Here is a 22,205-nt window from a genome sequence, read left to right as displayed (position 1 = left end):
TCTAATTTTTAGCATTGACTAGCTTCCAAGTGTACCCAGGAACTATGACCGGTGCACTCTGATCATTTTGGTTCCCTTGACCCAAATTGCCGTCAAATCCCCAGCCCCAGCAGTAAAGCTCAGCATTTGCATTCAAGGCGCATCGGTGCGACTGACTGTAAACTACTTTTGTGAAATTGGAAGAAGCAGATACGGCAATGTATTCATCTGAGACAACTCGGGTAGTGCTCGTTGTTCCCCCAATTTCACCGCTGCATTTTAAAATCCCAGGGGCAATGATAACGCATTTCCCGTCCTCCGAAATATCAAGAACAGTATGAGTGACAGCTCTTTGGGCATCTTGAAAGATGGCGCTTGATTGTGACTGAAATCCAATCGCTTGTGGATCAGAAACCTCTGAAATACCCACCGTTAATATTCTGTCAACAGCCGATGATGGATTGTTGAGAACTGGAATAACAATATCAACTGAGGAGGCATTGGCTGGCAAAAGAACGGTTCCTCCCGTGAGACTTAACTCTGAAACCAAAGAGCCAAAGACATCGTATTTGATCAAGACTGGCAAGGGCGTCAATTGGTCCGCTACGACTGTAAAGGTAATACTTTGATCACCTTCCGTGAGAGTTTTACCGGAGTCAGAAAACGATAGTGTCGCAGGAGTTTGCTTCGTCCACTGAAAGACCGTCGCCGAGGCATATGATTGAAATAGGTCAAGCTCATAGGCTCCTATCACACAGAGTTTCATGTCCCCATTTGCGGTGTCGATAAAGTTATCAGCAATTTTCGTCCCAGCATTACGGGTGGCAGAATATCCTAAGCTTGAAGTGCAATCTGTTGTTAGATTTGGTCCAAATTTATATTGGTAATACTGAATAAGCGTTCCGCCGACATCGACTGAAAAGCCGGTATCTGGTGCCAAAGGTGTACCTGTAAGGACTGCAACGGGGGAACTGAGATAGAGCAAGGTCGAAGCGTATTCACAGGGCGTTTCATGAAGAGAGGAATCACGAAACTTTATATAGACAGACTGTCGGCCATCGGAGGCAGTCAAGGTCCATGGGCGTGTGTTCAGTGTTGTCTCCCATATTCCGCCAGATGAGCAACCCGCATTATTCGTGATATACATTTGGCTGAGATTAGGATCTGAAACCCCTATGCCAAGATTGACGTTTGGTGAAATTGTGTACTCAGACCCGGCATTTATGGTAAAAATACTGCTCTCAGGGCTTGTGCCCGGGACTGGCGACCAGGTTAATTCAAATCCAGAATTGACGTTTGAAATGTCCGAGTAGAAATTTATGATCGTAGGTCCGCGATTGATTGCCAAGTCTCCAGGTACGCTGGTTCCAGAATATTTTCCGAGCTCATTGATGATCGTTTTGGACCTCGTCCAAACTTTGACGTAGTCATAGTTATTCTCAAGACTGAACGAGTTAAAATGCAGAACCATTGGCCCCAGATAATTGATGGTAAAATCGCAATTTTTGTTTACAGAGTAATTTGAAGAAGGACCTCCATCATCATACATTGTTCCAGCTGCGTAATTGGTGGTAGATCCTGAACAAGCGTTGAGGACAACCTGCTCTGGAACTTCAATGCTATCGTTGACGCAGGCGGATTCAGTCCCCGCCTGATTTCGAAACTTAGCGCTGACATTTGCGAATCCAAGTCCGTCTGGCGTTAAGGTCCAACCTGATTTTACCGTTGCATAAGGTTCCCATGTCCCTCCAGTTCCGCAGCCTGGACTATTTGTGATATACATTTCTGTAAAGGCACTGGAGGCGAGGAGCACGATGTCTGCGGTCGAGCTATAAGAGGCTAAAGCCCCTGGTGCAATTATGTACATTGACGGGTTCAAGGTCCCAACCGATGAAGGTTCTGTCGCAACTGTTACTGTTAAGCCAGGTGACGATTTTGGAAAAATGGAGCTGTTAGTTGCGCAAATCCTAAAGGAATAAACCGTACCAGGAATAAGATCTTCCGCAAAATATGTGGGCTCTGAAATGGGTATTCCCCCGAATGGAGCAGTCGAATCACAATCAGAGGGAGCAATTGTGCCCACCTGGTAGCTGAGAAGATAGCTTGAGGTCAAGCCTCCTCCTGTAATCCAAGAGAGCTCAATTTCAGAAGCTGACAGTGCCAATGCACGTGTTAAAATAGGATCGGGAGGAATCTCATCTTGGGACCCGAAATGTCCTTTGATTTCGTTGTCAACGACTTTACAAGCGACCAATGACAGTAGGAGCACCAGTCCTAATGGGTAGATGAGGCCGAGTTTACGTACCATATGTTCTTATCGGACAAAAGTGGGGGATTATTGAGAATATTTAAATAGGGCGGCTATTCGTACCAAGATTCAGGACTGCATTCTCAAGAATGCACCTCAAGGAAAACTCGGCAATCACATTACTCCAAATTTAAGGGTGCCACAGTATTTGTGGAGGCGCTCAACCCGATCTCGACGAATTTGAGGCGTCGTGTGCTCCGAATACCAATCACTGTCTTTCCAGTATATTCCATATTGTGCTTGGTGCAATTGCACATCAGAGCCAGCTTGCAGTCCCATGCCGTAGCCAACAGTCACATGATCAATATAATGCTCTTGCGCTTTCAAAAAATCGAGTGTCTCTTGGAAATTTGCTTCGGTCTCGGTAGGAAATCCAGCAAGCAAGAAAAGTCCCACCTTAATTCCGACCTCGTGGGTTTCGCGAATCAGGCGCTCTGCGACCGGAAGCTCAAAACCCTTTTTCATATCTGAAATGACCTTCGGTGAACCACTTTCAAGTCCGTAGTCCAATCCAAAACACCCTGCTTGTGCCATCTTCGCCAAAAGCTCTTTGGTCATATGACGACGGAAGGAAGCCTTTCCGCTCCACCAAACCTTCAAGCCCGATTCGATAATCAAATCACACATTCGCTCAAGTTCACGTAAATTGCCGTTGATCAGCGAATCAACAATATAAAATCCGTGCACGCCAAGGCTTTCGCTGTGCTGCTTGAACTCAAGGTACATATTTTCGCCAGAGCGAAAGCGAAATTTCTTCCACAACACAGTCTCTGAGCAGAAGGTGCAACGATAAATGCAACCACGGCTCCCCAGGAGTGGCAGGTTGAGCGATCGGTACTGATGCAAATCAAATCCAGAAAAAACGGGGATCGGCAGTGCATTGATATCTCTGATCAAATCTCGTGTTCCGGTGTCAATCACCTGGCCTTCTCTTTTAAAGAGCAGTCCCTTAATGCTATCAAGGGGTCGCCCCTCAGCAACGGCTTGGAGATAGTCATGAAAAGTTTCTTCACCCTCATCAGGAACGATGATGTCCACGTCTGGGTGCTTGATCATCTCTGGTCCACCCTCATAACGTGTGCAATGTGGTCCTCCCAAAACAATCGTCAAATCTGGCCGAAGTTTCTTGAGTCGCGCCACCACATCAAGGGTGCAGAGCATTGACGTCGTCAAAACTGTAAACCCAAGGATTTTATCGGCCGTCTCCGCTAACTCCTCGGCCCAGCGCTGCAGCCATGCTTCAATCACCGGGACCACTATCGTTCGGTAATTGTGTTCATGAATCCAGTTCAGATGAAAGTGTGAATCAAGAAAATGCTTTTGCTCGTCCGGTAATTCTGCAAAAAGTCGAACGGAGTAATCGACCTGACGAACGCGGTAGCCCTTTGCTTCTAGATATCCGGTCAGGTACGCGATTCCGAGCGGTGGCTGTTCAACACACCACTGAGGCAAATGGACGAGCGAAATCAGATCTTTTGAAACCAAACCACTTGATGCCATCGAGTAAACCCACCCCTTGCAAATTGAAGGTGCAGGTTTACCCAATAAAAAGTCAATGAAATCTCATCTATCGTGCGGCGTGATGAATCAGGATTCCATTGCGCTTTGGGTGGGCTTCCTCCTGTATTTTCAGCATCATTTTTTCTATCTGACTTTGCGCGCTATGTTGATTTTACTAAACTCAGGAAGTCCTAATTCGAATGACAGATCAAATGGCTTTAAGCCAGATCCCCGAAATAAAAACCATCAGACGAACTCTCATGAAATGGAGAAATGAAATCTTGAATTACTTCGTAAACCGGATTACCAACGCAAGAACAGAAGGTTTTAACAACGTCGAAAAACTAATACAGAAGCGAGATTACGGCGTTAAAAGTTTTATATTGTATAGACTCAGATGCCTAAATGCTTGTGCTTAAATGACTTTTTTGAATTGCCCACCATGAACCGAGTAGAACCGTAGAACCCTCTTCGCTATATTATTGAAAAAATTATTGAAAAAATTGATTTGCTTAGAAAACCTAAAACTGTCTTGCGACGGCGAAAAATTGGATGGGGTTGTGAGAATGCTCTTAAGCATTTGAAATCACTCAAACCCGCTTGCGACGCTCTACAAATCTCTACAGCTTGGAGATTTGAAGGTTAAAACGTCGCCTGACTTGGTACTAGGGTCGTGGATCGTAAAGCCGGCTAGTGAGCCCCTGGTGTCTATACCGGCCTTTCTCACATATATCATGAGGGTCTTTAGGTCTCGCCATCCTCCTAGGCGCATGACCTTAGCTGGTTCCAGCCCTTGGCTTAAGAGCATGGTAGCCCATGATGCACGTAAGTCATGAAACCGGACATGTGGGATGTTGATACCAGTTAGAAACATTCGGAGCATCTCAGCCTGTCGGCCATCGTCCCATGTTTGTATCCTGGGCAAGACAAACACCGAGTCTTGATTCTGAACCTTGAGCTCCCTAAGTACTGCCATCAGTGGGCCAGCAATCTCAATAATTCGATCTTCACCAGACTTGGTGAGGTCCTTAATCCCGTCCTTCTTATTCCAGGAGCATGAGACTAAGATTGTCTTGTTATCGAAATTTACCTTGTCCCAGGTCAGCGCATGTAGCTCGCCATTGCGCATTCCGGTGTAAAGTGCGGCAACCCAAACAGAATACCATTCATGGTTGTACTCTTTAGCCTTTTCCAACAGCAGTTTAGCCTGTGGAAGAGTAAGGACCCTCTTGATCTTATCACCCATGCGAAACTGCATTTTCGGAACTGGATTCCGCATCAGCAGTCCAGCCTCAACTGCGTAGTTGAATGCTCCTCGTATGAATTTAAGCACATTCTTCTGCTGATGAGGGGATCGGTTTTTAAGCGTCTCACGGATTAAGAGTCGAATTTCATCCGTCCTAACCGTATCTATTGGCTTTCGCCCCCATAACTTCAGCGTATGTGCATTCAAGCATAGTTGGTAATTCTCAATCGTTGCTCGTGAGATGTCTCGCATTTCAAGTGATGCGTAAAACTTCTTAAGCGGAGATGTCTCATTTTTAGTTGAAAATCTGGAACCGCTTTCGTGAAATCGTGTCTGACTATGCTGCCTTTCCTATTTTTTTGTCAACGGTTTCCATTTGCAATTTTTCAATTCTTGCGATCACAGTTTTGATGTGCATGTATCCCTTCACCGTACGGAAGTTTTCCTCCGCTTTCAGGAACACGGCCGCCAACCAGCGTTGCGAGAGTTTTCCTTTTCGCCGCTTCCTCTGTATTCTGGGTTATAATTCTTGATGTTGTGTTCTCGATGACGAACCGACGAGAATAGATTCTCGATTCCATTTGTTGTATGAAGAGCTTTATAAAGATCCTTATGCACGTTCAAAATATGCAAGGTTAAAAGCTCTGAAGGGCCTCTCTGAGAGACATCGCAGCTGAGCTATTGATTAGCATCAATTCCTGCTCCAAAGTCTCCAGTGCCGCCTTGGCGTCTTCATATTTCCCATGCCCAAGAGCCGCCACGTATTGTTGATGGATCCGCTTGCGGTATTTCTTGGCGAGGTGCTTTTGTAGATTGTGATCCTTGTGAATTGTGCAACGTTGATGGATGAGTTTCTTTCCGAACTTGTTGCGAAGAGTCTTAATAAGACCTTTGCCTCCGTCAGTTACAAATAGCACCCGTGCGGTCAAGTTGAGATTGCGATGTTCAAGATCCGCCAATAATTCATTGCAAATGTCGCTATTCTCCGTGGCGCCTTCCCAGTAGCCCAACACCATTTTCTTTCCCGCAACTGAAATTCCAAGCGCGGTGATAAATGCAACTCCTCCGCGATGAACGCTGTCCAGCATGATGGCAAAGGGATCAAATTCAGAGAGATCTCGCTCTAAAAATTGTTTCAACTGTTTGCTTGTGGCCTCGACAAAGTGGCGTGAGACCGACGATGGCGACACTCCAAACGCGTGCGGCGTCTTGTACAGTTTCGCTATAGCGGCGCGCCGATAAGCCTGACATCATCTTCGTCAGCAGCTCCTCTGAGAACTGACCACGTTCTCTGAGCTTTGCATAGCTGGGAAGAGTGACTCACCCCGAGTGCCGCGAAGTCGCGGCACCATGACCGCCACTTTCTGGTCACCTATAAACGCAGACCCTCGCTGGGGAGGCCCACTTATAAATATCCCCTGTCGGCGCGTAATCGGGACCTGCTATATTTTCCCGATCCATCAGCAGGATCGACTCCACCAACATCCGTCCTATTTCGTGATTCAGTGAGTCGATCGATGCTTTTCCCAACGGATTGTCTGAGCAACTTTCAATGCAAAATTGTCTTCGCCCAACAGCTGCTGAATTTGATTTGCGGATTGCTTTCTCTGTCTGGTACTTCTTTTCATGAGGGTGCCTTTCTTTTGTAAGATAGTGGAATCATTCCACGAAAGGCTGGTGCCCTCAACTTTCAACTAGATTTGAGATTTCTCCAGACTAAGGGAGCGGTTAAATGCCATATTGTAAATTTCCGTGCTAGGGCAGCCATGGGACGAAACGTGAATTGCGCCCTTAGAGGAGTAGGGTGCAACTGGACAGCCGGAGTGGATACCCTATTCGAAGAAGGATCAAATTTTTTTGCAGAATTTCCCAACCCATCCCCAATACCTAATATCGGTAGTGGGTCGAAGAATTTCAGTATGGTGCTCGCCAATGCTGAACAACGACTGCTCCGCCAGCTTGGACTTCGGATCTGTCAGGTCCGGGAGTCAAAGGGCTGGACCTTAGAAGAGGCAGAGGAGCATGGCTGGCCGTCGTGGAGACATCTACAGCGAATTGAGTCGGGTAAGAACGTGACCTTCCAGAGCTTAGCTCGCATTGCGAAGGTCTTTAACTTGAGTCTCTCGGAGTTTTTGAATGGTATTGAGTGACCGGTGTCTTAGGTTATTTACCAGTTCGTCAGTCCAGTACCCCCAAATCACCGTGGCTGTCCAATTCACAATATCGCTTCTGAGCCTATGCTAACTGATGCCGAGTAAATTGCATCTTAACTAAGACCTTTTTGGGCGAGACCGGTCGCGATGGACGCTGCTACAGGGTTCGATTTTGTTATATATTACATCAATGTGTATAAAATTGTAAAACGACTGTGAAAACCTTGAATTTGATTGTACTTATGCCTATTCATCCGTATGGCAAAAACTAGAGCGATACGCTTTGACGACTCAGAAGAAGCGCTCATAAAGCAATTCCTAGGACAAAATCCATTTTTCGATTTTTCTTCAATGGCACGAATTGCAATTCTACAGTTCATTCGAGATCCAAAATTGAATCTCAGCCCGGTCACCCAAAAGTCCAAATCCAAGCGAGGTCCCAATCATGGCCATCCTTAATCAACCCGAAAATATAATCCCGTTTCCGAATCTTTCGGTTGAGCAGGTTGCAACATTGCAAAAGCCCATCATAGAAACACCCACCACTGACGAACTCATTCGTGAATCGAAAAGACTAGACCGTCTTTCTTTATATAAAAGCGAATATGACTGGGAGATTATTCGCGCATTGGAAATCAGGTATAAAGACCGCCCCATTCATAGCGGGATAGTAAAGAGTAACACGATAAAACTTGTGAACTCACATTCTACCTGTCAACAATGCCTTTACGCTCTTGAAATCGACACCTATGGACGCGGCTGCACCCACAACTGTGTCTACTGTTACGCAAAGGCGGAGTTAACCGTTCATGGCTATTGGAACAATCCAATTCCTGTACCCGTTGATCTCAATGAAATACGTAAAATCTTCTACACGGCATTCGAAACTGACAAAAAATCCAAATGGCGAGAGCTTCTGTTGAAGCGAATTCCGTTTAGAGTCGGCTGTATGTCGGATTCATTCATGTGGATGGATCAGAAGTATAAGGTTTCGCAAGAATTTCTTAAGATCATGAAGTTTTATCGATATCCTTATACGGTGCTGACTCGTAGCGACCTTGTTGCGACCGAAGAATATATTGCTTTGCTCGACAAATCTTTATGCTCACTTCAATTTAGCATTCCCTCGACTAACGATAGAATGAACAAATTAATAGAGCCGGGCACTCCGTCGGCAAAGAGACGATTGGCAGCATTGAAAGCGCTTAACGCCGCAGGATTTTGGACAACGGTGCGGATTAACCCACTTTTCCCAATTTATCCTGATGGGTATTTTACCAATCCCGAATTCAAGTGGGATGGTGAGATTCCGAAATTTGATTTCACAACATTCGAAATGGTGGACGAGATTGCGGCCACCGACACAAAATCAATAATTGCCGGGTTCGGCAGATTTAGCTCCTTCGCCCTTAATAACATTCAAAAGGCGACCGGGTTCGACCTCCGAAAGTTTTATGATCGTGAAAATGTCTGCAAATCTGCGCGAGACTGGCACTACAGCGATAGGGAGATTCGCCACTATTACCAGGAGTTCAAGCGACGATGCGATGACAAGGACATTGAAATGACGACTTGCTATATTGGCAATGGCGAAAACCACTTTTGGGACCATCAAGATTTATGGACCAACAAAAAAGACTGCTGCAATATTAAAGATCGAGTTTCCAGCTTTCAAACAGACGCGCGCGAGATTCCGTTTGATAGTCGTCTCAAGTTTACCACTCACAAAAACTCAGTAGCGATTGACCCTGCCACCTTACATACCCCGTTGGGGCCAATGTCGAACAACTCAAGCTGGAATCCGAAACCAATACTTAGTCCGGAGATTTAACGGTGCCCAAGAAATATGTGGGGATTAATATCCAGTTTCCAATTTCTCAACTGATACTCGATGGCACCAAAACGGTGGAAACAAGAACTTATCCAATTCCACCGGCGTATCTGGGCGAAGAGATGCTGCTGGTAGAAACTCCCGGCCCAACAGGGAAATTTAAGTCTCGTATTCGAGCGATTATTAAATTCAATGAATGCTTCCAATACAAAAGCAAAAGCCATTTTGCGAAGGACGTAAAGCGCCATGCGGTGGAGCCCGGAACAATCTGGGATTGGGAAAACGATAAACCCAAGTGGGGATGGGTGGTAGAAGTTGTGAAGAAAGTGGAGATCGACTTTCCCAGCCGGAAGAAAAAGGGGATTCGATTTACGAAGGATCTCGCCTTTTAAGGAAATCCACCCTTCTGGAACTCACTCACCCAAAAATGTTTTGAAATCATAATCTAGGTCGATTGTCTCTCGCACTTTGTCGTACATTTCTATCCACCGAGATCGTTCAACTGAATAATGATTCAATATAATCTCGTTCATCTGGCATACAACTTGATCCGATACTACTGTATTCGAAAGGAGCGCTTTCAATCTGGTTTCAATATCATTGAGCCCTGCTTCTTTGAAGGGCAAATTTTTAATGAACGCGAGGGGATACTTTAACGAACCCTGTGGAATTTTGCTCCCAAGTAGCTTGGTTGCGTAAATCCAGTCCACCAGCAGCGAGTTAAATAGCGCTAATGTGAAATATGGAAACTTTGGGGAGACCACGCTGTGAACGCCTACCAAAGGGGCGATGCCCTCGATATCCAATATGGCGCAAATACCTTTTCCAACACCTCGAATTACAACTTTGGGTGAGTTAAACATATCCTCAGTCTCACTTGAAAGAAGATTGTTCTGTTTAAGCATCACTGGCTTTGCGAACTTCTTTTTATAGAGCTTGAGAGAGTCAGTGCCCCAGGTGTATTCGAGACGATTGAAAAGTCCTGGGGTTATGACCTTCCAGGTTGCACCCTTCCCTTTATAGACGGCAGCGTCCTTTATAAAAGGCTCATGATCCCAATATTCGAATCCCATTATTCCCGTTCTTACGTTCGGCTCGACACTTTCAAGGGATGGATTTTGGAATAGCGAATCGAGAATCGCATTGTCGTCGCTGGTCTTGAAAATCTCAAAAGCAAACTTTTTGCCAAGCAGGTCTTTTGGAGATACTGCCGTCAGGACCTTATTTGGATCGCTCAAGTCCTCGTCTTTAGGCGTACCAACACTAATACTTCCCGGAATATCCAATACGGTTTTCGAACCAATAATGGTTATTGGCACCACCGACGCTGAGTCAAAAATCTTTTTGCATTTCGTGTAATCAAAAATCATTTCAAGCGAAGTGTCCTCGATCAGTTGCTTTCGAATCAATTCTGCATAATCTGCCACGGCAATTTTGTTGCTCAAAATTTGGCCGTATCGACCATCGCCTTTGCAGAGCTTCAAGCAGAGTTCAAGAAACGGCACAAAAAGATCCCAGGCCCCCGTTACAGTTTTGAAATGCTTTCGGCAATACTCTCTGTCCTCCTCGGCCATCGCATTCGCGCGAACGTATGGTGGATTTCCCACGACCGCATCAAATGCACCATCCCGCATTCCCTTGTGCTCTTTCCAAACAGTAGTCTGATGCAAGCTATTTCCGTGGATCAGTTGGTCGTCTAGTCGCTCAAGATTGCGATCAATTGCTGCACTCTCGAGCCACAAACTGAGCTTTGCGAGTTTTACAGCTCGGGGATTTTTGTCTATACCGAAAATACACGACTTTAGAATTTCTCTCCTAGCCTTAACCAAATCTGACGTACCCAACGTGCCGCCGCCCTTTGTAAGAGCACGGACATACGCGGCCGATAGAAAGTTCAGAGCGGCGATTAAAAAATGACCGCTGCCCATGGCTGGGTCACAAACCTTCAGGCTCAGTATCTTTTCGGCCGACTTCCCGACAACGAGGGGTCTCAATGTCGAGTTTACGATATGCTGTACGATTACATCGGGGGTGTAAACGGCGCCAGCCTCCTTCTTGTCTTCATCGGCAGGTTTAAATCTAAGGTCACCTGGACGAATTACAAAGGTCACCCTTGCAGCAGAGTTTTCCTTGAATTTGCTTTTTGGTATCCATTTCCATTTTACACGATCGTTTACGATTCGTTTTACATGCAAATACGCTTTCTTCTCTACAGCAATCCGGTATTCCAAAAAACTCTCATAAATCGATCCGAGATGGCGCGGGGTGAAGGATTCAAACGGGATCTCCAGATATTTTCGATTGGACGACTCGTAAAACATTTCAAATAAAAGTTTAATAAAGCACTCGTTCGGTAGTTTATTCGCTTTAAAAAATGAAAGCTCTTCCGTGGAAAAGACGGTCTCTTTAAAGCCATCGATTTTAAATCCAAATTCATATTTGGCACCGGCTCCAAACTGAAGGATCGACATTAAGCCTTGGATATAGCTGAATACTTCGTAACCATTTGGAGTGATGGCCTTTCCAAATAAGCTTGTAACCGAAAAGTTGAGACGTTCGAAATTAGTCTTAGTATCTGCCTGAGGAGAATAGTCCCGAATTCTTCGGATCAAGCTCGCCAATGAAACCTTCAAGTATGACTGATTGTGTGGGATCACTCTGTTCGATTCGCATGATCGAATGAAAAGCAGAGAGAAAATTAAACTTTCTGAGGTGTCTCGAATCAGGTCAAGATGATCTTCTTCATTGGACTTTCCTTTGAAGGTTTCAAAAAGACCGTTTACCGAAATGGTCATTGCGTGTACGAAACGACCTTTTAAGTCGTCTTCCAGATCTTCAAAATAGTTCTTTGATCTACTAAGCGTGGTGTTAGCGAGAGAGATTGGCTTTCCAAAAAGTCCCTCTTTTGAAAAGAACCAATAGAAATATTTAATGGCCTCTTTTATGCTTTCATTATCTTTGTCGGCCGCCGAGGTTCGCATATCGTCGAACAAACGGCCAAGTTTGAATTCAAAAAAAGTCGAAGGCGAATTTGTGGACGATTTACTAAACAATCTCCACGTATAACCGTCGGTTGCGATTCCCCAATTGTGTCCAAAAGTTTTAAGATAGAAAGACGCTTTTTCGTTGGAGTTATAGTTGGAAAATACATCCCCGAACTTTGTGAGTTCATCGCGCTTATTGTCGTATAGGCCTGACCGCATTTCCGACCATGAATCGTAGTATCCGGTGTTAAGGCACACCAAGCCAAAGTTCCTTACCTCTTGAAAGGCTCCATCAAATTTTGCTGATTTGATTCGTTTTTTACCATCAACACTTTCGGCGATAACGACTGTGGGTTTTGCGTTTAGATCGTTCCCGGTCTCGTCCACGAAATTTACCGAAGCATTCAACGCGAAATGGTCGTTCTCTGCACCTTCTATTCCCCCCCAACCGAGGCTGTGGAGAATCGGTAGAATCCAATTTTCAAGAGTCTCAGTATGGGTCCAAGATTTTGTTTCGCTATTGGAAACCCCTTGAGAGATATCAAAGAACTTCTCGAAGAAAAATTCAAAATTTCCCCTCTCTCCAGCCCAATGCTCAGGATTTTCAATTTTCAGATCGTTTAGGACATAAATTTTGTTGAACAGTGAGGTAAAGATATATTTTTCGAGATCTCCAATGACGCCTTTAGCTTCCTCGAGCGGCGGTGTTTTCGGAATTGGATTAGTTGACCGCTTGGCCTTTAGAGAAGATGCCATTATGCAACTTCCTTGACCTGTTCAGCGATCATATAGTCAGGATCATCTAAGGGAATGAATCGAACTTTTTTGTTCTCGTGGAGAGTCTTCCATTTTTTGTCGGATTGGATCGCCGAATAGTGGACTTCGTATGTCCTGCCGGCGTCGTCTTCAATGATACCTAAGCCCGATGCTTCATTAAACCAGCGTACTGTTCCAACTTGCCAACGAATTGCCATTGCTCCTCCAAAGATGTGACATTGAATTGATCGTCACATTCTGTGGCATTCTTAAACCGGACCGGTTGTTAGTCCAGCACCAGGGCGACTAACTACGCTTCTCCGCGACCAACCGTCGCATTTTCTACGTACTCACATCCGAACGCTTCGACTTTGGTCGGAGGGAAAACGAAAGTGACGGCGAACAGCTCTTTGCTATCTGAAATGATCGGGAAGAGCTTTTTGTCGACCTTAAGCAATTCTCTTTCAGCCAGCGTTTTATCATGATTTGTATAAATTGGATAAATCAGCAAGAGGCCACGTTCCTTGGGCCGCGATTGGTTTCGAATGATAGTTGGCTTTAAACCATTCTTTGATATGTAGTCGGCCACTCTGTCTGTTTTCAGAATATCACCCAGATCAATGAGTTCCTCACTCATAATCGAAATGTTCTTCAATCTATCATAACGGTCCCCGGAATATCTTGGCGACTGACGACGTTCAACAGGCGTGACCTTGAGGCCATTGCCACCTAGGTCTAAAATATGCTCATTTTCATGCCTTGCCTTAGACATGACTGCTACAGACCATTTTGTCAGTTCACCCTGTAAAGCCAGTCGGCTAATGTAATCGCTCAGTAAGTTTCGATTCATCTTCACATCTTCTTTTACCACTTCATATTCGGTCAAGAACTGTACGATTGTTTCCGGGGCACGTCTTTGAAGAGGAGACAGTTTCGAAATTCCATAAATGAAACTGGCTCACGAAAGCCAGCCTTATCAAGATCATTTACCAAACGCTTCACGGCATCTGCATTTTTCTTGGCCCAAGCAAGGTCGTCTAGCCTTGCAAGCGTCGTTGAAATTTTTTGCCCTGAGAACGTCGTACTGCTAATTGTGGCGTTCCGTCGAGACTGTTTCAAGGTAATTTCCAATTCGTCATGGGCCCGGACACGCAATGCCATATCTAGCGGAGTTTCTCCATTTTCCACCATTCGCTCAATGTCCTCACGCAGATCATTTTCTACCGTGGCCAAATGATGAAAATTTGCCTCCATTTCAGAAGTTACAAAAATCCGCGTTAGATCTAAATAATTGGGTCTGTATCCAAACCATCTGCCCATCTGAAGTAACGTGTCATATCCCTTGCTAGTGCGATGGAAGTAGCTAACGGTTAGACCTTCAATTGTAAGTCCGCGAGAGAGTTTATTCCCGCCAACAATAATCGCCCAAGTCTTTTCATCCGTAAATGAGATTGCATCTTTTGATTTAGAGTTGATTTCCACAACTTTGATTTCATTTAGGAAGATTTCTAAACAATCCCACGCGTCGCTAAATGTACCCATTTCTATGTTTCGGAATGTCGTACTTGAATTTAATCTGACGAAATCTTCTTTCCATATCTTTTCAAGTGTGATTTTCAAGCTGGAGTCTCTCGCAGCAAACTTTGCTTTTATAATCCGTAAGTGCCCGTCGATTTCTGAAGTTAAGTCACAGTGATCGTCAGTCAATTGTGAAGTGTGCACAAGCATTGTGACATCTTTCGCAATTTCTGCTTTATTTAGTGCTTGCGCTCGACGAATCCTCTCCGCTCCTGCCAACAGGAACGTGTGGATGGCAACTTCGAGACTTTGGGTTACTTTTACGCCCGCAACATCATCAGAATCCACGGTTTCGGCGACTTCAATATTTCTGATTAAATCGAGAGGTGGAGAAATATCGCCATCTAACCCAACCCGCCCAAAGAGACGCTCTGCTCCCACATAAGTTTCGGGTGCCTTCAGAGCGACTATAAAGTCTCGAGGAAAGAGATCTTCTTCGTCATTCGCATCTAACAGAATGTTGGCAAATGGAGTGGCTGTGTATCCGACATAACTCGTTGGTGCATTTTTTCCAAAAAACTGCAATAGCTCGACGATTAGTTTATTAGTCGCCGTTCGCTCGCGATCATTCCGGGATTCATTTAAGCTTGCCTGGTCAGCCTCGTCATCGATGATTAATACGGGCGAGTGCTTGAGAATTTCCGTATCCGCTTCCATGATCCAGCTCTTAAATTTTCTAAGAACCGTCGTATTTTTCTTTAGCACGGAAAAGATAATTTTGCCCTCTGACGTCAAAAAGGAGTTCACAGGCGTGGGCGGTGCTTTGAAATCTCCGTCCTCGTTTGTATTCGTCAATCTAAAGGCATTCCGCCCGCCGTGTGGGACAATTAGTTCAGCCTCAAGTCGCTTTTCTGTCTGCGCACGCAAACTATTGTGGGTACCCGCTAACACAATGATAATTTTGTATTTTTCATCACAGGCTTTTGCGATAGTGGCCGAAAAATTAGCGGTCTTACCGCTCTGTACATATCCTAGGACGAGGCCTTTCACGATTCCTGGGGCGCCATTCGGTGCCATTAGATTCGAGACAACACTGTTGCTTTGGTTGTCCAAATCTGAAATGTGGTCAGCGGTCCAGCTCTTGCTCTGAAGGACTTTTCGCAGCTTTCCCCATCTTGAATTTTCGTCAGGTTCGAGAGTTGGCTTATACCAGCGCATCTTCTCACTGGACTTTTTATCCTTCAAAACATGAGCGCCAGAAAGACATGCGACTTTTTCCAAGTATTGCTTGAAAGCCTCATCAATTACTTGGTCTGGTGTATTGCTTTTTTGGAGTTTTTTGAAAATCTCGTCACGCGAACGTCCGCCCTTCGAGAAATCATTGATATCCCTTAGGGCTTCATCGACTAATGCATTCCAATCTTGTTGGATACCTTCGGCAGCTTTCATGGATAAAACCCTCCATGAAATACATCGGCCTAATGTCTGGTTTTGTTTATATGCGATGAGTCAGTATCATTTTGAACCAGTCTTTATTGATGCTTCGGCCGCAGCCGCGTCAATCTTGAACTGAGAACAAGCCGACAGATCAACGGAATATTTTATTCCACCGACGCCTGAGGGAACTTGGCTTCCAATGATTCGTGGGAATCCCTGGGATACTTTATAAACATTTGTTTCGTCTACGTGATATCCCTCGGTGAGGTATAACTCCTCGTGCATTGGATGATATCCCGCCATCAGCAAGAAATTTTTGAATTGAACAAGACGCCCATGATCCGAATGAAAGAGAGTGGCAACTTCTTTGACCATATCAACCAACGTTGGCTGGTGATTCTTCCGTACACTCAGCGAAACTTGAAATAGCAGGAGAAGGTCATATCCCGAATCATCTAACTGCCGTTCATTTGAGATTTTAATTTTTGTCGACTTGTTACCAGCGCTCGATTTAACCTCTACGGCAATTTTCCCCAGTTCAAAGTCATGAATGCCAGCTTCGGGTCCGGTCCAAAATTTAATGCATTTCGCCCCATAGTGCGGGAAAAGCGCATTTTTTATGAAATACAGTTCCGCAAATAGGCCCCTCCGGTAAGTATCAGAAAGTCCCTTGCTATCGGCCCTGTCAAAAAAAGTTTTCCAAACATCAAGTCGATTGAAGAAGTAATCAACTACGTCTTTGTCTGCCTGGAGAGCATTGAATCCATTAAAAATGTCATCAATTAGATAAGTAAATGCAGCGCTGTATTCGTTTCCGCGGAGTTTAATTACAATTGCGACTTCATCACTCGGCAAATTATTGTAAAAATCGAAACGAACCTCAAATCCCTTTGTAACAGGCAATACTTTGTCGTTGGCGAATGTTCTTTTTGCCACGAACATTACGCCATTTAGATCTGTGCTTACCTCTTTGCAAAGGTGTACCGCCCACTTACCGGCATCAAATTCCCTAAGATAATTGTATTTGCGGGAAGAAAAACAGGATGTATTCCTATCATTGACTTTATCCCACGTGTTTTCATTGATTTTCACGCTAAAGGGCCCCTCCGGCTTAGTGGAATTCCCCAGAAAAAGTGGATAGTTTCTCAGGCGGCATTTACATTTAGTGTTGACTCATACTCTAAAGGACTCTGATAGCCAAGTGATGAATGCAATCTCTTTTTGTTGTACCAGATTTCAATATACTCAAAAACCAAGGTTCTCAGCTCCGCTTCTGTTTTGTAGTCATGACGGTAAAGCCACTCAGACTTGAATGACTTGAACCAACTCTCAACAATCGAATTATCGTAACAGTTTCCCTTGCGACTCATGCTCGGAATCACATTATTTTTGTTCAGCAAAGCCAAAAATAATTTGCTCGCGTACTGAATTCCGCGGTCCGAGTGGAAGACGATGTTCGCCCTATTTCTGCAATTAGCCAACGCCATCCGCAGAGCATTTAAGACTCCGGTGGTTTCCAAACTGTCAGTGACCGACCAACCCACAACTTTTCGGGTACAAACATCGAGAACTATGGCCAGATAGAAAAAGCGAGATCCAAATCTTAGATAGGTTATATCTCCGGCCAAAACCTGATTAGACTCTTTAGGCAGATCATCCTCGATCCTGAAAACTCGTGGAGCAATTGGACCCTCGTGGTTCGAATTAGTCGTTCTCACTCGATATTTCTTCTTTAACCTGGCATCCAATCCCATCTCCCTCATATACTTCGCGACAGTATTTTCACTTACAGAGAACCCCTCGCTTCTCAGCTCATGAAAGATCCTAGGTGACCCATAAGTACTTTTACTCACGTTGAAAATCTCCTCAATTTTCTTGCAGATTTCCATTTTTCTCGCCATGGATTTCAACTGGCCATTCTTTTTCCACTGGTAATACCCGCTGGTACTCACTCCAAAGTGTCTGCATAGCCGGATGATAGGAACTTCATTTGAAAGATCGAAAATCATTTGGAATTTCTCATTTGATCCTTTGATATAATCCCTAGGCTTTTTTTTAGAACATCGCTGACTTTGTTCAGGTACTCATTTTCCTTTCTGAGTTCTCGAACCTCAAACTCCAGTTCTTCATAGGTTTTCGCACCGCTGCGAGCGGTGCGACCTGATTGAGTCTCCATTTTCCATCGACGAATATTTGCCGGATTTATACCTAGATCTTCCGAGGCCTTTGTTGTGCCAATTTTCTCAGCCAAATCAACGGCTTCGGCCTTATACTCTTGTGAAAAAGCCCTTCTCTTTGAACTCATTGTTATCTCCTATCGGTTTGATTAAACCGCTCGAAGAAAACTGTCCACTATTATTGGGGAACTCTATAGTGCCATTTTTATTGTACAGCCTCGGCTTCGATAGTCATGGAATACACAACCGTCAGATCGACAACCCCGGACCAAGGTCGTGCAGAACCAAAGCTTTCAAAAGGGCTGATTAATAATAATCGAGTAGAACCGACAGTTCTTAGGTACCTGTAGCGCGCGATCCACGCACTACAAAAAATCACTACAGGAATGTTTCACATCCCGTTATAAACGATTATGACCGAACTTTGGACCTACGGAACTTTTACTTCTTAAGTTGTTAAAATTATTTATCTTCTCGCCAAAAACAAAAACCACCTGACGGTGGCTGTGAAATTGGATGGGGTGGCAGGGATCGAACCTGCGAATGTCGGAATCAAAATCCGATGCCTTACCACTTGGCGACACCCCAATCGATGACGGGAAAACTGAGCCCAGTAAGGTATCAAGAAAGGCCGGGAAATCAAGGTAAAACCAATAGATATGGAGGGGACCACGCAATAAATTTGCTCAATTGATTGCTGCAGGCTAAAAAATGAGCCACAACTTATCCAATCTGCCCAGGAATTCGAGAACTATCGGAATTTGAGGGCTATTAGAAGTTGACGGGTATCAGAACTCGAGGGCTACTCTCCGTGGTCTTCTTGGTTTAAATCATCGAGGCTGCTTCCTAGCGATCGAATTTCTTTCTCGAACTCATCAAAGATGGCTTTCTCGATTTCGCTTCTGGTTTCTTGATTGAGGGGATGCGCAATGTCTTTAAACTGTCCGTCTTTGCGCCGCTTGCTGGGCATGGCTACAAAGAGGCCATCATTCCCCTTGATGACTTTCAGGTCTCGAACAACAAAGCAATCGTCGATGGTGATAGTGACGTAGGCCTTGAGGCGTTCTTCGTTAACGGGGAATACCTTAACATCGGTGATTTTCATCATCTGCTCCTTCCCGGTGGGGGTCACTTATGCATCTTTTGAGACGCGTCAAAGGGGAGCAAGTTTTTCAACGCACTCCCCATTACATACAGTTACGGCAGACCAAACAAAAGACTTAAGACAAAAGTCTTGAGCAGGCCAAAATGGTTGGGGAATGTCTCAATTTAAGACCTCGGCCAGCATTTGGAATGAAAAATACGCGGAGTTGCCGCAGTGCCGACAGAGTCAAAATACAGTGGGAATACCGGCACTGTATTTTGACTGCACAAGCTTCTTACTTTTTTGTTCTTCTTTTTTACTTCTGAGACTTCAAATAAATCAACACGACTCGGTTTTGCTTCAGCACTCGCAAGACGTTGATGCCGTCTTTTCGGAGCGTTTTTAGCACATCGCGAGCCTTGATCACTTCCTGACGATTCACGTCAAGAATGATGTCTCCGGGCGCCAAGCCCGATACAGCGGCCAGGGAGTTTCTTTCCACATCGAGAATGACGGGACGAGGTTCACTGAGGAGGGGCAGTCCAAGCTCAGCGGCGAGTTCCCTCGAATAATCACCAACCCTAAAACCTAAATCGAAGGGAGCCTTCTGACCGTTGTAGCGCTTCATTGATTGACCCAACTGACCCTCGTCCGTCTCATCAGGATGTTTGCCAATCGTCACTTGGAGCTTTTTTTCCTTCTTGTCGCGAACCACAACCACATCGACTTTGTCTCCGGCCTTGAGACCTAAGACACTCCGACTCAAATCGCGTGTGCTGGACACCTTTTTTCCATTTAACTGAATCACCAAGTCGTAGGGTTTAAGACCACCTTTTTGTGCTGGGCTTTCAGGGATAATTTGAGTTAACAGAGCTCCATCTGTGCGGTCAATTCCAATAGAATTTGCTGACTCCTGATCGAGATCTTGCATCAGGACGCCAAGAAAACCACGTTTGATGCCTCCATCCTTTTCGAGAACGGAGAGAATTGATTTTACGTCATCAATCGGAATTGCAAAACCAATTCCCTGAGCGCGCGCGTCTATAGCTGTATTAACTCCAACGACGAGCCCCATGGAATTCACCAGAGGTCCGCCAGAATTGCCCGGATTGATGCTGGCGTCCGTCTGCAAAAAGGGAAAGCGATTGAGCTCATCAATCTCTCGTCCCAAGGCTGAGATAATGCCTTTGGTGATTGTGTGCCCATGTCCAAAAGGATTTCCAAAAGCAGCAACCCACTCGCCCACTTGGAGATCTGCACTTGAACCTAATTTTGCTGCGGGAAGTTTCTTTTTGGTTTCAATTTTGATCAAAGCAACATCAGTACTGGCATCCTTTCCAATCACTTTCGCATCGTATGTTTCCTTATCGTTTTCGTTGAGCTGGACTTTGATGACATCAGCTTTGTCGACGACGTGATTATTGGTAAGTATCAAGCCGTCTTCGCGAATGACAAAGCCTGTTCCAAGTGACTGGCGTGGCTGCTGTTCCTGATTAAAGGGACCGGGACCCATGAACTGCTGGAAGAGATCAAAAAAAGGATCCGGGTATCCCGGCATTCTTCTTCCCGTCTGGCGTGGAGTTTGACTGGTAGAGATATTAACAACAGTCGGATTGATCACTTTATTAAGTTCAATAAAAAGGTTGGCAGGTAAGGGATCTCCGGCCCGAATCGGTGATTTAGGATGCTGTGCATTTCCTGCCGGCAAGTACGCGCTCATCCACCCCGCCAGGGACAAGCCAAAAAATATCGTTCCCACTACCAGCCATCTCTGCTTTGCCTTATGCATAGTACCTCCTAAGGGTCATTTCTCAAACAAACTACCAAACCTTGACGAAACCAATCTCTGCGTCAGAACACCATTCGATGGTTTCCCCCATATTTGCTGCCAGTTTGAGGCCGACTTTCATTATCGTCAAGATGGGAATCTTGTGATAAATTTCTCTATTTAATTTGTATAAATTTCACTTGAAGATCACGAATAAGTGATTCAAGAAAGCGGGATTCTTCGGTGTCCAGGTTGTTCTTTGTTTTTTGTTGAAGAAGGATGAGCAGATCAATATTAAAGCTGGCCATTTCAAGATTCTTTTCAGTTATATTGCCTGCGGGGTCCGGCGTGAGGCCCATTGCCATGGCGGCAGAAGAGGCGATGGAAAGAATGAGAGTTGAAAAGTCGGCCTTTAAACCCTTGGTGTTTTCTTGTTTTATTTCTGTGCCCATATTCCCCTTTCAATTTTAAAATCCCATTCGTCTAGGAAAATTAAATTGGATAGTATCCGATGATATTTCTAATTCTTTTTTCAACGCTTGGATGAACATGAAAGTAACGAGTCCAACCACGTCCAGTCAAGGGGTTGACAACAAAGAGGGGAGCTGTAGAGGGGGGGATAACCAAGGGCATTGTTGAGGCATAGGAATCTAGCTTCCAGAGAGCTTGTGCAAGGGTCTTTGGATCTTTAAGCCAGGAAGCAGCCATGGCATCATTGGCTAGATATCGACTCGAACCGATGGAAATCTTCACAATTACTGTGGCAATGGGCGCAAAGAGCCAACTGCAAAGGTGATTCTGTCGAGAATTGGGATCGGCTTTGGCTCCCATTATTCCGCGGAGCAAAAAATCAATTATTCTTGAGCAGGTAAAAATCACACCGAGGATCGCAGATGCAAAAGTAAAGATAAGAGTATCCATTTTTTTAATGCAAGAGATCTGGTAGGCAATTACGGCTTCTCTCTCATCAGCTGAGAGAGTTCGGAGGAGCCCCTCAGTCAAATAGAGAGTAGCAGAATTCCAGCTTCGTCCCATCACCATGGCTTGAGGAGAAAGAGAGCCAAGTACCACCACTTTTGGAACGGGAATTCTGGCAGTCTTCGCAAGCTTTTGAACAGTGTCTAAGAGCCCCCAAGGGTTCTGACCTTCGATCAGTTGTCCGAGAAAGAGGTTTCCAAGGTGGACCTCATTATAAAAGTAGATCAAGCAATTTACGCTCAGCGAGATGATAACGCCCCACAACAGGCCTTGTCTGCCTCCCCAAGAATGAAAGGCTGAGATCACAGATATCGAAACTACTGACAGCAAAAACCATGTTTTGGTCGATCCATTCATTTTTATTTTCCCGCCTCTTAGGTATGCCCAAACTTTTAGGAAGTGAAGTCCAATTCTGGCCCATCGTCTCGCGTGGATCCTAATATTGCGAAGTAGACTCGAACTGGCAACTGGTTTGCTTCATGGCAA

The 22,205-nt window shown here is 45.0% G+C and carries 19 protein-coding genes and 1 tRNA gene; 4 read left to right on the top strand and 16 right to left on the bottom strand.

All coding sequences use genetic code 11. The features are described 5' to 3' along the window. Position 1: 1 nt before the first annotated feature. Together IPL83_09915 and IPL83_09910 are read right to left on the bottom strand one after the other, a co-directional pair. Entirely contained in the window at positions 2-2,287 is a 2,286-nt protein-coding gene (locus tag IPL83_09915; protein MBK9039462.1) for a hypothetical protein, read from the bottom strand. Between the two features lie 114 nt (positions 2,288-2,401). Beyond that, positions 2,402-3,787: a radical SAM protein gene (locus IPL83_09910; protein MBK9039461.1), complete on the bottom strand. Its 1,386-nt coding sequence runs from the start codon at positions 3,785-3,787 to the stop codon at positions 2,402-2,404. 200 nt (positions 3,788-3,987) lie between these two features. On the opposite strand from IPL83_09910, the gene IPL83_09905 reads away from it, so the two are divergent. Next, positions 3,988-4,206, top strand: coding sequence for a transposase (locus IPL83_09905; protein ID MBK9039460.1), 219 nt, complete (start codon positions 3,988-3,990; stop codon positions 4,204-4,206). Between the two features lie 191 nt (positions 4,207-4,397). On the opposite strand, the gene IPL83_09900 is transcribed toward IPL83_09905, so the two are convergent. Continuing rightward, on the bottom strand, positions 4,398-5,240 hold the full coding sequence (locus IPL83_09900; protein ID MBK9039459.1) for a site-specific integrase: 843 nt from the start codon (positions 5,238-5,240) through the stop codon (positions 4,398-4,400). Between the two features lie 428 nt (positions 5,241-5,668). Beyond that, on the bottom strand, positions 5,669-6,223 hold the full coding sequence (locus IPL83_09895) for a transposase (GenBank protein MBK9039458.1): 555 nt from the start codon (positions 6,221-6,223) through the stop codon (positions 5,669-5,671). Positions 6,224-6,856: 633 nt separating this feature from the next. Here IPL83_09895 and IPL83_09890 point away from each other — a divergent pair. The 3 genes from IPL83_09890 (at position 6,857) to IPL83_09880 (ending at position 9,409) form a co-directional block, all read left to right on the top strand. Next, positions 6,857-7,183, top strand: coding sequence for a helix-turn-helix transcriptional regulator (locus tag IPL83_09890; GenBank protein MBK9039457.1), 327 nt, complete (start codon positions 6,857-6,859; stop codon positions 7,181-7,183). A 448-nt stretch (positions 7,184-7,631) separates the two neighbouring features. Further along, positions 7,632-9,017 carry a hypothetical protein gene (locus tag IPL83_09885; protein ID MBK9039456.1) on the top strand — a complete coding sequence of 462 codons (1,386 nt, stop codon included), beginning with the start codon at positions 7,632-7,634 and terminating at the stop codon, positions 9,015-9,017. Positions 9,018-9,019: 2 nt separating this feature from the next. Next, positions 9,020-9,409, top strand: coding sequence for a hypothetical protein (locus tag IPL83_09880; protein MBK9039455.1), 390 nt, complete (start codon positions 9,020-9,022; stop codon positions 9,407-9,409). 21 nt (positions 9,410-9,430) lie between these two features. Here the strand turns inward: IPL83_09880 and IPL83_09875 are convergent, their stop codons facing one another. The 12 genes from IPL83_09875 to IPL83_09820 all read right to left on the bottom strand — a co-directional run bounded on the left by IPL83_09875 (position 9,431) and on the right by IPL83_09820 (position 22,076). Further along, positions 9,431-12,757, bottom strand: a complete 3,327-nt coding sequence (locus tag IPL83_09875; GenBank protein MBK9039454.1) for an N-6 DNA methylase — start codon at positions 12,755-12,757, stop codon at positions 9,431-9,433. Further along, complete coding sequence (locus IPL83_09870; GenBank protein MBK9039453.1) at positions 12,757-12,975, bottom strand: cold shock domain-containing protein; 219 nt, start codon at positions 12,973-12,975, stop codon at positions 12,757-12,759. The genes IPL83_09875 and IPL83_09870 overlap by 1 nt, the downstream gene beginning before the upstream one ends. 92 nt (positions 12,976-13,067) lie before the next feature. Beyond that, positions 13,068-13,607: a hypothetical protein gene (locus IPL83_09865; protein MBK9039452.1), complete on the bottom strand. Its 540-nt coding sequence runs from the start codon at positions 13,605-13,607 to the stop codon at positions 13,068-13,070. 32 nt (positions 13,608-13,639) lie between these two features. Then, positions 13,640-15,724, bottom strand: a complete 2,085-nt coding sequence (locus tag IPL83_09860) for a Z1 domain-containing protein (protein ID MBK9039451.1) — start codon at positions 15,722-15,724, stop codon at positions 13,640-13,642. 66 nt (positions 15,725-15,790) lie between these two features. After that, on the bottom strand, positions 15,791-16,804 hold the full coding sequence (locus tag IPL83_09855; GenBank protein ID MBK9039450.1) for a PD-(D/E)XK motif protein: 1,014 nt from the start codon (positions 16,802-16,804) through the stop codon (positions 15,791-15,793). A gap of 53 nt (positions 16,805-16,857) precedes the next feature. Continuing rightward, a complete protein-coding gene (locus IPL83_09850) occupies positions 16,858-17,721 on the bottom strand; it encodes an IS3 family transposase (protein MBK9039449.1) in 864 nt (287 codons plus the stop codon). Further along, on the bottom strand, positions 17,718-18,017 hold the full coding sequence (locus IPL83_09845) for a transposase (protein MBK9039448.1): 300 nt from the start codon (positions 18,015-18,017) through the stop codon (positions 17,718-17,720). Before IPL83_09845 ends, IPL83_09850 begins: the two co-directional genes overlap by 4 nt. Before the next feature lie 385 nt (positions 18,018-18,402). After that, a tRNA-Gln gene (locus IPL83_09840) sits at positions 18,403-18,477 on the bottom strand. A gap of 214 nt (positions 18,478-18,691) precedes the next feature. Continuing rightward, entirely contained in the window at positions 18,692-18,994 is a 303-nt protein-coding gene (spoVG, locus tag IPL83_09835; GenBank protein ID MBK9039447.1) for a septation regulator SpoVG, read from the bottom strand. Between the two features lie 295 nt (positions 18,995-19,289). Further along, positions 19,290-20,762: a Do family serine endopeptidase gene (locus IPL83_09830; protein MBK9039446.1), complete on the bottom strand. Its 1,473-nt coding sequence runs from the start codon at positions 20,760-20,762 to the stop codon at positions 19,290-19,292. Between the two features lie 155 nt (positions 20,763-20,917). After that, a complete protein-coding gene (locus tag IPL83_09825) occupies positions 20,918-21,193 on the bottom strand; it encodes a DUF1844 domain-containing protein (GenBank protein MBK9039445.1) in 276 nt (91 codons plus the stop codon). Positions 21,194-21,233: 40 nt separating this feature from the next. Beyond that, a complete protein-coding gene (locus IPL83_09820; protein ID MBK9039444.1) occupies positions 21,234-22,076 on the bottom strand; it encodes a M48 family metalloprotease in 843 nt (280 codons plus the stop codon). Positions 22,077-22,205 lie beyond the last annotated feature (129 nt).

The sequence above is a fragment of the Bdellovibrionales bacterium genome (assembly GCA_016716765.1).
Taxonomy (GTDB): Bacteria; Bdellovibrionota; Bdellovibrionia; order Bdellovibrionales; family UBA1609; genus JADJVA01.
This window is presented reverse-complemented; position numbering and strand designations above follow the sequence as displayed.